The 9,744-nt window shown below is 58.1% G+C and carries 7 protein-coding genes and 1 pseudogene; 5 read left to right on the forward strand and 3 right to left on the reverse strand.

Going from position 1 to position 9,744, the window contains the following annotated elements; genetic code table 11:
• Window positions 1–50: 50 nt before the first annotated feature.
• A pseudogene (locus ACI2KA_RS26440) lies at window positions 51–901 on the reverse strand (IS3 family transposase); the annotation flags it as partial.
• Between the two features lie 444 nt (window positions 902–1,345).
• Here ACI2KA_RS26440 and ACI2KA_RS26445 point away from each other — a divergent pair.
• The 5 genes from ACI2KA_RS26445 to ACI2KA_RS26465 all read left to right on the forward strand — a co-directional run bounded on the left by ACI2KA_RS26445 (window position 1,346) and on the right by ACI2KA_RS26465 (window position 6,351).
• Window positions 1,346–2,488: an acyl-CoA dehydrogenase family protein gene (locus ACI2KA_RS26445; RefSeq protein ID WP_404505410.1), complete on the forward strand. Its 1,143-nt coding sequence runs from the start codon at window positions 1,346–1,348 to the stop codon at window positions 2,486–2,488.
• A gap of 11 nt (window positions 2,489–2,499) precedes the next feature.
• A complete protein-coding gene (locus tag ACI2KA_RS26450; RefSeq protein ID WP_404505411.1) occupies window positions 2,500–3,579 on the forward strand; it encodes an enoyl-CoA hydratase/isomerase family protein in 1,080 nt (359 codons plus the stop codon).
• 660 nt (window positions 3,580–4,239) lie between these two features.
• Entirely contained in the window at window positions 4,240–4,722 is a 483-nt protein-coding gene (locus tag ACI2KA_RS26455; RefSeq protein WP_404505412.1) for a nucleotidyltransferase domain-containing protein, read from the forward strand.
• The gene (locus ACI2KA_RS26460) at window positions 4,719–5,423 is read left to right on the forward strand and encodes an alpha/beta fold hydrolase (protein ID WP_404505413.1); all 705 of its coding nucleotides are present in this window, start codon (window positions 4,719–4,721) and stop codon (window positions 5,421–5,423) included. Before ACI2KA_RS26455 ends, ACI2KA_RS26460 begins: the two co-directional genes overlap by 4 nt.
• A gap of 7 nt (window positions 5,424–5,430) precedes the next feature.
• Window positions 5,431–6,351: an LD-carboxypeptidase gene (locus ACI2KA_RS26465; protein WP_404505414.1), complete on the forward strand. Its 921-nt coding sequence runs from the start codon at window positions 5,431–5,433 to the stop codon at window positions 6,349–6,351.
• Between the two features lie 60 nt (window positions 6,352–6,411).
• Here ACI2KA_RS26465 and ACI2KA_RS26470 read toward each other — a convergent pair whose 3' ends face one another.
• Together ACI2KA_RS26470 and ACI2KA_RS26475 are read right to left on the reverse strand one after the other, a co-directional pair.
• Window positions 6,412–7,068 carry a hypothetical protein gene (locus ACI2KA_RS26470; protein WP_404505415.1) on the reverse strand — a complete coding sequence of 219 codons (657 nt, stop codon included), beginning with the start codon at window positions 7,066–7,068 and terminating at the stop codon, window positions 6,412–6,414.
• A 72-nt stretch (window positions 7,069–7,140) separates the two neighbouring features.
• Window positions 7,141–9,426, reverse strand: coding sequence for an AAA family ATPase (locus tag ACI2KA_RS26475; protein ID WP_404505416.1), 2,286 nt, complete (start codon window positions 9,424–9,426; stop codon window positions 7,141–7,143).
• Between the last annotated feature and the right edge of the window lie 318 nt (window positions 9,427–9,744).

Consider the following 9,744-nt stretch of genomic DNA (forward strand, 5'->3'; position numbering starts at 1 on the left):
CGCCCTGGCCTACATCATAATTCAAACGCATCGGCAGAACCGATGCGATAACGACTTGCTGCCAAAACGGCGCTGCATTCCGAATATAGGACGTTGTCGGAGACGATCATTCCGGGTTTACCGCGCCGTTCGATCAGTGTCGTCAGTTCGCGAGCAACACGACGGCCGGAGATCGACGTGTCCGGGATGGCCGCCAGGCATTCGCGCGTGACGTCATCGACAATGTTAAGCACGCGGAAACGCCTGCCGCAGGCGAACTGATCGTGGACGAAATCCAGTGACCATCGCGCATTGGCCTTCGCCTCCACCAGGATCGGCGCACGTGTGCCCACGGCACGTCGCCGAGCCTTCCGTTTGCAAACGGAAAGACCCTCCTCGCGATACAGCCGATAGATGCGATTGACGCCTGATGGCTCTCCATCACGCCGAAGCAAAATGAACAGCCGTCGGTAGCCGAAACGTCGCCGCTCGTTGGCGAGATCGCGCAGCTTCGTCCGCAGTGCGACCTCCGGTGGTCGGCGGGATCGGTAGCGGACCATCTTGCGGTCGGCGGATATGATCTGGCAGGCCCGCCGTTCCGAAAGAGCCATGACGGCCTTCAGGTGCGCGACGGCATCACGCTTGGCGGCAGGCCCTACCATTTTTTTGAAAGAAGCTCGCGGAGTGCGGCAACATCCAGCATTTGCTCGGCCAGCAGCTTCTTCAGCTTGGCGTTCTCCTCCTCAAGCGCCTTCAGCCGCTTTGCCTCGGAGACCTCCATGCCGCCGTATTTGGCTTTCCAGTTGTAAAATGTCGCCTCGGAAATCCCGTGCTTGCGGCACAGGTCAGCCGCTTTCGCGCCAGCCTCCTGCTCACGCAGCACCCCGATAATCTGCTCTTCCGTAAATCTCTGCTTCTTCATGCGTCCGTCCTCAATGGGCCGGACTCTAACCAATTCTGGAGGAAATTACCCGTGGCAGGTCAAGCTCTATCATGAATGGTCCAGTTTTTGGGGGCAAAGCACTAGGATATTATGTTGAATGCGGTAGATGGTGCTCTTTATGTTTTCGGTGCGGGACAAAGGCGGCGATCCTGCGGCGTCAGTACATAGCCCATTACATGCGGTTGAAAAGTTCTGCATTTAAGGCTGCCTGGGGCGGCCTTGTGACTGAGAGCTGCATGATTGACCTCTAAGCGGCGGGCGGGCCATCAGATTTCCGGCGCACACCACCGCTAGGAAAGATCATAAAGATCTCCGTTCAATGGTGCTCGTATGTGAATTTTTGCACAGCAATAGTTGATAATTGCCTATATCACGGTGCAAAAAATAGTGCGAAAACCTGAGCATCCAACGATGGGAGGACCGATGGATTTTTTACTGACAGAAGAACAGACCGCGATCGTTAATATGGCCTGTGCCTTCGCCGAAGAAGAGCTTGCGCCGCACGCGATCGAATGGGACTATAAAAAGGTCTTTCCAGTCAACACATTGGAGAAAGCCGGCGAGCTTGGCATGGGTGGTATCTATGTGCGAGAGGAATCTGGCGGCTCAGCGCTTGGCCGATTGGAGGCGGTGTTGATCATTGAAGCGTTGGCGCGTGGTTGTCCGTCGATTGCCGCTTATATCTCGATCCACAACATGGTGGCAGGCATGGTCGATCACTATGGCAGTGACGAGCAGAAGGCGCTGTGGTTTCCTGACCTCGTGACGATGAAGAAACTCGGCAGCTATTGCCTGACCGAACCCGGTAGCGGTTCGGATGCCGCGGCTCTCCGGACCAAGGCTGTGCGTAGTGGCGACGACTATGTGTTGAGCGGGCAGAAGCAGTTTATCTCCGGCGCAGGCACCTCAGATGTTTACCTGGTCATGGCGAGAACGGGAGTGGACGGCCCGAAAGGTATCTCGGCGTTTCTCGTTCCAAAGGACACATCGGGTCTCTCCTTTGGTGCCGATGAACGTAAGATGGGATGGAACGCTCAACCAACGCGTACGGTCAACATGGACGCCGTGCGCATTCCTGCCGCCAACCTACTTGGCGAAGAGGGTGACGGATTTAAGATCGCGATGGCGGGGCTCGACGGCGGGCGGTTGAATATCGCGGCTGCCTCGCTTGGTGGCGCACAGGCAGCCTACGAGAAGGCGGTGGCCTATATGCGCGAGCGTCGCGCCTTCGGTCAGGCGCTCATCGATTTTCAGGCGCTCCAATTCCGGCTTGCTGACATGGCGACGTCGCTTGAAGTGTCGCGCACTTTCCTCATGCGCGCCGCACGCTCGTTGGACGACCGCACGCCGGATGCCACGCTGCTCTGCGCCATGGCGAAGAAATTCGTTACCGACCGGAGCTTCGAGGTGGCCAACGGCGCATTGCAGCTATTCGGCGGCTATGGCTATGTCAGCGAATATGGTGTCGAAAAGATTGTCCGTGATCTTCGTGTCCACCAGATACTCGAAGGCACCAACGAGATCATGAGCGTGATCATTTCCCGCGCGATCGTCGGCGGAGGGTAAGAGGAGCGCTTATGGACAGAATGATCGAAGAACCTGAAGTGCTGGTCAGCCGTTCCGGCTCGCTTGGCCATATAAGCCTGAACAGGCCGAAGGCATTAAACAGCCTAACGCTGAATATGGTGCGCACCATTAACGCTGCCTTGGATGCCTTCGAAGAGAATCCAGACGTAATCGTTGTGTTGCTTACCGGCGAAGGTCATCGCGGGCTTTGTGCCGGCGGTGACATTCGTATGCTCTATGATAGCGGCAAGGCCGGCACGCCGCTTGCCGAAACCTTCTGGCGCGAGGAGTATGTTCTCAATTCCCGCATCGGATGCTTTCCCAAGCCTTATGTGGCAATCATGGACGGGCTGGTTATGGGCGGCGGCGTCGGCATTTCAGCGCATGGCAGCCATAGGATCGTCACTGACAAGACGCGGCTCGCCATGCCGGAAACGGGCATTGGCTTCTTTCCAGATGTCGGCGGAACTTGGTTGCTCTCCCGGCCGAACCGGGAATGGGGCACCTATCTCGGCCTCACTGGTACGCAGGTCGGGGCGGCGGATGCAATGGCTGCCGGTCTTGCCGACTTCCATCTACTGCATGAGAAGCTGGACGAGTTGGCTGACAGGCTCTGCACGTTGCCCGCGGGGAGCTCAGCCTTTCGGGTAAAGGAGACTATTGCAGCGCTCGCGACGACGCCCGAACCGGGTGCTACGGAGGAGGTCCGTGCGATCGTGGAAACCGCGTTCAGGTCTTCGTCAGTCGAGGAAATAATTGGTTCGCTTGAAACGATGACGGAAGATTTCGCCCAAGCAACTTGCAAGATGCTGCTTTCCAAGTCGCCGACTTCACTCGAAGTGACCCTGCGTCTACTGCGTCTCGGAGCGAGCGATAAACGGCTTGAGGAATGCCTCAAGAGAGAGTTTGCCGCTACGCAAGCGGTCTTAAAGAGCGCTGATTTTTACGAAGGTGTCCGCGCCGCCGTGATCGATAAGGACCGGAAACCGCAATGGACACCGAGATCGCTGGCTGAAGTCGAGCCGAGCGTGGTGAGTAATTATTTCGTGCCGCACCCGAGACCCATTTTCGCTGAGGAGAATTTGCCATGATGACAGTAACTTGCATCGGCCTTGGAAACACGGGGCGCCGATGGCTACCAACCTGAGCAAGGCGGATCACGCCGCGCGTGGCTTTGATCGTTCCGAGCCTTAGCGAAAGGTGGGCGGCTACTACTGGTGTGGCCGCTGCGGATGCTTTGATTGACACCGATGCCGTGATCATCTGTGCTAGCCGGCTTGCGTTGAGGCAACACTTTGCTTCGCAGGCATGGCCAATTCCAAGTATTTTGAGCGAGCGGAATGCCTAAAGTGTATTCAGCTTGATCCAGACATCTCAATCAGTCAAGGATTTTGGCCTAAAGCACCGCCCAAGGACATAAGTCGTATTTAGATGTCAACAATGGCAGCACATATGAGATAAAGTTCCAAAGAGTGCGGTTTCGGCATTGAAGCTGGGTGAGTGAGTAACCACGAAGCCTGATACGATAAGGGCTTTCGACGTCCCGAGATCGAAACGGGTGTTGCGCGCCCGTTTTCCATGCTTTTGTTGCTTTGCGCACTGGCTGGAATCGCAACACCCCCCGCCATTATTCCAGGGCACAAGGTAGGCCCCTGTTGCTTACCGCCCGCGTATAATACGTCATTGACCTAGAAGTTCTGAACGGCGACCATCACAGCACAGAGACAACTCGACGCGGGATCGACAGGCCAATGGAGAATACCCGAGAGAAAGTTGCCACCGTTATAGCCAAGCTAGGAAGTTCAGGGATTATCTGCGATCTCTTTGGTGGTTGGGCGGAGGAAGTTTTGGGGCTCCGTGAGCCCTCCGCTCACCGTGATATCGACATGCTCTATCGCAACGAGACCTTCGAAGAACTGGATTCCAAGCTTAGGGACATTCCTGAGTTCGAAGAGGTTCCGCTGAAGCGCTTCCGGCACAAAAGAGCCTTTCGCTTTCATGGCACGCTGTGCGAGATAACCTTGGTACAGGATGGGGAGGGGCCTTTTACGCTCTTTTGGGGCGACGTTCCTTTCCGTTGGGATACCCCGTTGCTGCATGAAGATTTAATGGAGGTTGGTGGGAGGGCGATCACGGTCGTATCTGCCGACAACATAAAACGATATCGTGATCTTCACAAAGAAACGCAGCCCCATCGCTGGCGTGATCCGCTAACGTTAGAGCCATCCACATGAACCCGGACCTACTTCTGCTCCACGCGCTACCTCTTGATGGTTCGATGTGGGCCGCTCAACTCGACCTCCTACCAGGTGCAACGTATGCGCCGACTCTTTATGGTCTTGGTGACCGCGTGGAAGACTGGGCAGCCGAAGCCCTGAAGCTTCCTAAGGGCAACAAAATCATTGTCGTCGGCTGCTCGGTTGGCGGCTCATGCGCCTTGGAGGTTGCAGCACTCGCGCCGGATCGTGTCGCCGGGGTGATCCTGATAGGGACGACGGCTGCAAGGCGGGTGGATTCAAGGGTGAACCCAACCTACGCCGATGACCTCCAGCGGATAGGGCTAAAGGCTGCTTGGCAGGAGTGGTGGAAGCCCGCTTTCTCCCCGAACACTTCCCCTGCGATCATCGCTGAAGCGGAGGATATACTTATGCGTCAGCCGCTTGAGGACGTAGTGCGAGGCGTGAGGGCATTCCATAGCCGTCAAAGCAGAGGCGATGTTCTATCCACATTTCGTGGCCCCGTGTATGTCGTCACGGGCGACACGGACGTATTGCCAGGAACGTCCACATGCGCGGACCAGGCAGCCTCGGCCTACAATGGCTATTTGCACGTCATCCCGGATTGTGGACACTACGTGCCGATGGAACAACCCGCCGCACTCAATTCGATAATCAAAGACCTAATTGAGCAAGTGGCTCCTTTGGGCTGGAACTGAGGTGACAATGGAATCGATTGAGACGCCGAAGTTAGCAGCACTAGCTGCCAGAGACATCGTCCGATTGGTATCGCCAGCAAGCCCCCCTGATGAAGCTGACGTGCATCGCTGCATCGCATTCCTTGAGGGACTCGGCCTCAAACCGCAATTGGGAACCCACGCCCTCGATCGACATGGCTATTTGGCTGGGCGGGATGAAGACCGTCTAGCAGACCTCAATGACGCTATCAGGGACGAGACCGTCCGAGCCATCATAGCGACAAGGGGCGGAAAGGGTGCCTACCGGATTGCAGATGGCCTCGACTTCGCTGCCATGCGTGCGAACCCGAAGGTCCTGATCGGCTTTAGCGAGATCACGATCCTCCATTTGGCGATCTGGAAGCAGTGTTCAGTGCCAGGAATACATGGCGCGGCATGGAACCCCGTTCAATCAGGTGAGACCTCTTCCAGATCGTTCGAACGGATCATTTCAACTGTGGCTGACACTATCATTTATTCAGATAGAGACGAGCCGAGCGCTGCCCTAACGACGTCTGGGAAGGTCAGCGGCACACTCATAGGCGGCCACCTGGACATGATCGCAACGGCGGCAGGCTGGACACTTCCTAACCTTGATGGCGCGATACTGCTGATCGAAGACGTGGAGAAAGGCCTCGGTCACATCGACCGCAATCTCACACGACTAATCAAAAGTGGTTCCCTTGCAGGCGTGAAGGGGGTGGCTGTCGGTCAATTCACGAACTTCGCCCCGTCTAAGGGTTGGACCGTGGTCGACGTTCTGCGGGATCGACTTGCGGAGCTTGGAATTCCAGTTTTGGGTGGGCTGCCACTTGGGCACGGTGCAGACGCTGTGGCTATCCCAATCGGCACTGAGGCTGTCTTGGACGCAGACAGTAAAACGCTTACGGTGATGTCTCCGTTCAATTAGCAGATTGCAGGCGATCAGTTGCTGATATCGGTGACGGGTATATGTTGCTTCAAGGTGTGCCTAACTCTCGCCTTTGTAGCGGATGTCGGCGTGGCGACCGAACGTCTCAAAGTATGGAACAGAATACTTTTGCCGAAGGCTTTCCATATAGGACGCGCGACCCGTATCTCCCTTCGAGCGAAGTCGCCCGCGCTCTGTGACGATTTCCGCGTCCGTTTCAACAAGGATCGCGACATCCAGTGCCGCCCTGATTGGTGGATGTAGAAGGTAAATGCAATCGCAGAGGATGATAGACGGGCCATCGCCATCCAGCGCCACTTCATATCGTTCGTCCAACTCGCCTGTTTGCCTGTTCCAAGCCCTATCATAGGTGTGAGTGCGTTTGGATTTGAGATCGCGGAGAGCCGAGATGATATCATCGAAGGCGTACCAGTTTTTCGGATTCTCTTCGCGTTCGATCCATTCTGGGTTTCCGGAACTCGTCGCCTTAGCAATACGGCCTTGTCGCTCCATGTAGCTGTGAGACGAGAACTGATCGCAATCCAGGCGGACCACGTTTGAACGTAACATGCCGACCATCTTGTCACACAACGTCGACTTCCCGGCACCCGCAGCTCCACAGACTCCCACGACAAGGATGGCCGTGCCGGATAGCTTCGACTCGATATGATGACACAACTCATCTGGCGACTGGAGGGCGGGGGAAGCGGCTGGCATCATTTCCTCGGAGTGACCATTCTATTACATGGTCGGCGCTGTCAGGCTCGCTCGCAACATAAATCTGATGATCTAGCTGTCGAATCCTAAGCCGTGATCGCGCAGTAAACTTGCTGGAGCTGACAAGACTATCTCGTTGATCAGATCGATGTCGCCGACGAGAACGACGGTCTCAATGCCCCGAGTTATCGCGGTGTAGAGCATGGTCCGGTCCAGCAGCTTCGACCGGACGACGGGGATGATGACTCGCTTGAACGCCGACCCTTGCGCCTTATGGACGCTGATCGCCCATCCATGAGTGAGCTTCTCAAGATCGGCCGTGGTGATCACGTCTTCAGCGCCGTCGTCGAACTGAACCCAGGCACCCTTGGGATGGGCCTTGGTGACGACGCCCAGGGAGCCGTTCATGAAGCCAGCGCAGATCGGATCGCCGGTCACCTTGTCGACGACAGGCTTCCCTTCCGCGTCTACCTGAGGGGCTTTCGAGTAGTCGTTCTTCAACCACATGATCTTCGAGCCGACGCTCAGACCCCAATCCTCAACATTGGGCTGCTTGCCCATGTATTCGACCTCGATGGCTCGGTTCAGCTCCTTCGATCCGGCGGGTCCGTTCTTCACCTGCGTGAGTATCTGAACATCCATCTCGTGCAGGGCCGCCGTCTTGCCATAGAGAGGAACCCGCCCGCACATAGCGCGGAAGGCGGCTACTGTCTTTGCCGCCACGTCGTCTTTCGACGCCGGGAAGAGATAGACGCCAGGTGCCAACGCAACATTCGGATCGAAACGCCGGAGACCGACCGCCTGTCCGGTGCGCACGGCGGAAGCAACGGAAGGAATGCCAGTGGCGTCATCCTGCCTGTGAACGACATCCAGGGTGACCGATGGAATGCTTGCCGCCTTCACCATGGTGTGGAAGGGCAGGCCGGGACCGATAGGCGGAAGTTGTCCGGGATCGCCGATGAAGATCAGGTTCACCTCGATGGGCAACTGAGCGAGCACCCGATAAATCGAGGGTGTGTCGAGCATCGAGGATTCATCGAAGATGACGGTTCCTGCCCGGACACGGCGGCCAGCATTTTCGATCTCGTGCACCAGTCGCGAGAGGGTGCTTGCCGGGCGGCCTGTCGCTTCGCTGATCTTCCTGACGGCACGACCTGCCAGGGCGACCTGCAGGTGTTCGAAGCCTTGGCGCTGCGAAGCTGGAAGGCCGTCTCGGACGGCCTCCAAGGCGGCAAGGATCGCCCTGACGACGGTCGTCTTGCCCGTGCCAGCGCCGCCGCTGATCACGCAGACGCCGCAGGTCGTGGCCATGAAGACCGCCTCGCGCTGCGCATCGGTCAAGGCGTAGCCGATCTCCGCCTCAACCTTGGCCACCGCCTCGACAACCAGCTTCCCGTCGAATCCCGGAACTTCGCGGCCGATGCGCTCGCCGATCTGTCGAGCGACCTCTTCCTCCATGAACCGACAGGCTCTCGACTGAAGAAGATCGGGTGACGGTGAGACCACGCGACCGTTGGCCAAGGCCAGATCGATGGCAGTCACCGGATCGCCGGGCCAAGGTGCGAGCAGGCGTTTCACTAGAGGCTTCAGAACCGGGGAAGGGGAGGCCATGTTTCCTGCCCGGAAGCGAATGGCCAACGCCTTCTCGACGGCGGCCGTCAGCCGCCTCGGGTCGTCGAGGGCGACGCCCAGCCGCAACGCTCTTGCGTCGACGTCCTTCCAAGACTCCAGCAATGTCATCGTGAAAGGGTCGGCCTTGATGCGGTCGATGGCTCCAACACCCCATACGCGGGCGGCAGCACCAGCCACACGAGGCGAGACGCCGTATCGATCCAGCCATCGGAAGATTTCGATCTCCTCGGCGAGCATGCCGAACCCGTCGATGATTGCGATGGCTCTGTCTGCGCCGACGACATCCGCGAGCGCCCTCAGGTCACGATCCCGGATGATGTCGTAGATGGCCTCGCCGAAGCGATCCCAGACCTTCTCCGCCGTCGCCCAGCCGATACCGACAAACCGCTTGTCGGCGGCGAGATGCCGGATGATCGCCCGTCCCTTGGTCACCAAGGGCAGGGCCACCTCGGCATGGAGCTGCGGTCCATATTCGGAATGGAGCTGGATGGAACCCGTGACGCGCCACGTCTCGCCCACGGCCGGATCGCGCGGCGACCTCTTCGAAGGGACAAGTGCACGACGGAGCTGCTCGGTCGCGTCACGGCCAATGATAACATGGTCGCCGAACCGGCTGGCATGAACGGAGGTGATGGACAGCTCCCAAGAAGACTGCTCAGAACGCTCACCAAGGACCAGGAACGTCTGCCCCTCTGCGCCACCCCGTCGTTGATTGGCCCCTGCCATGGGCTCTGGCTCTCCGTTCACTGCGGCCACCCACGACGGGACGTCGCGGGTCCCTGTGCCTCATTCACTGCGATCCAGTTCCCACGGCCTGTCGGGGCCACGACGGCGCGGCTCCGAGGACCAGACTTCAGACACCTAATCATGGAAGTCTACCCGTCTCGGCGATCACCGCGCTCAATCTCTTCATGCGGTCCAAGTCGCGGCGCAGCGAGGCGTTCTCCGCCTTCAGCCCTCTCGCCATCAAAGACCACCTCGCCGCCCACCGGCTCGTTCAGCCGCAGCAGCGATTGACCGAAGGTGGTCTTGCCGGAACCGGAT

This window comes from Agrobacterium sp. NPDC089420, from assembly GCF_044900305.1.
In the GTDB taxonomy this organism is placed as follows: Bacteria; Pseudomonadota; Alphaproteobacteria; order Rhizobiales; family Rhizobiaceae; genus Agrobacterium.

Excerpts from the sequence above, each read along its gene's own strand:
- ACI2KA_RS26465 (WP_404505414.1), top strand. The coding sequence starts at position 5,431 with ATGGAATCGATTGAGACGCCGAAGTTAGCAGCACTAGCTGCCAGAGAC.
- ACI2KA_RS26455 (WP_404505412.1), top strand. The coding sequence starts at position 4,240 with ATGGAGAATACCCGAGAGAAAGTTGCCACCGTTATAGCCAAGCTAGGA.
- ACI2KA_RS26450 (WP_404505411.1), top strand. The coding sequence starts at position 2,500 with ATGGACAGAATGATCGAAGAACCTGAAGTGCTGGTCAGCCGTTCCGGC.
- ACI2KA_RS26445 (WP_404505410.1), top strand. The coding sequence starts at position 1,346 with ATGGATTTTTTACTGACAGAAGAACAGACCGCGATCGTTAATATGGCC.
- ACI2KA_RS26460 (WP_404505413.1), top strand. The coding sequence starts at position 4,719 with ATGAACCCGGACCTACTTCTGCTCCACGCGCTACCTCTTGATGGTTCG.
- ACI2KA_RS26470 (WP_404505415.1), bottom strand. The coding sequence starts at position 7,068 with ATGCCAGCCGCTTCCCCCGCCCTCCAGTCGCCAGATGAGTTGTGTCAT.
- ACI2KA_RS26475 (WP_404505416.1), bottom strand. The coding sequence starts at position 9,426 with ATGGCAGGGGCCAATCAACGACGGGGTGGCGCAGAGGGGCAGACGTTC.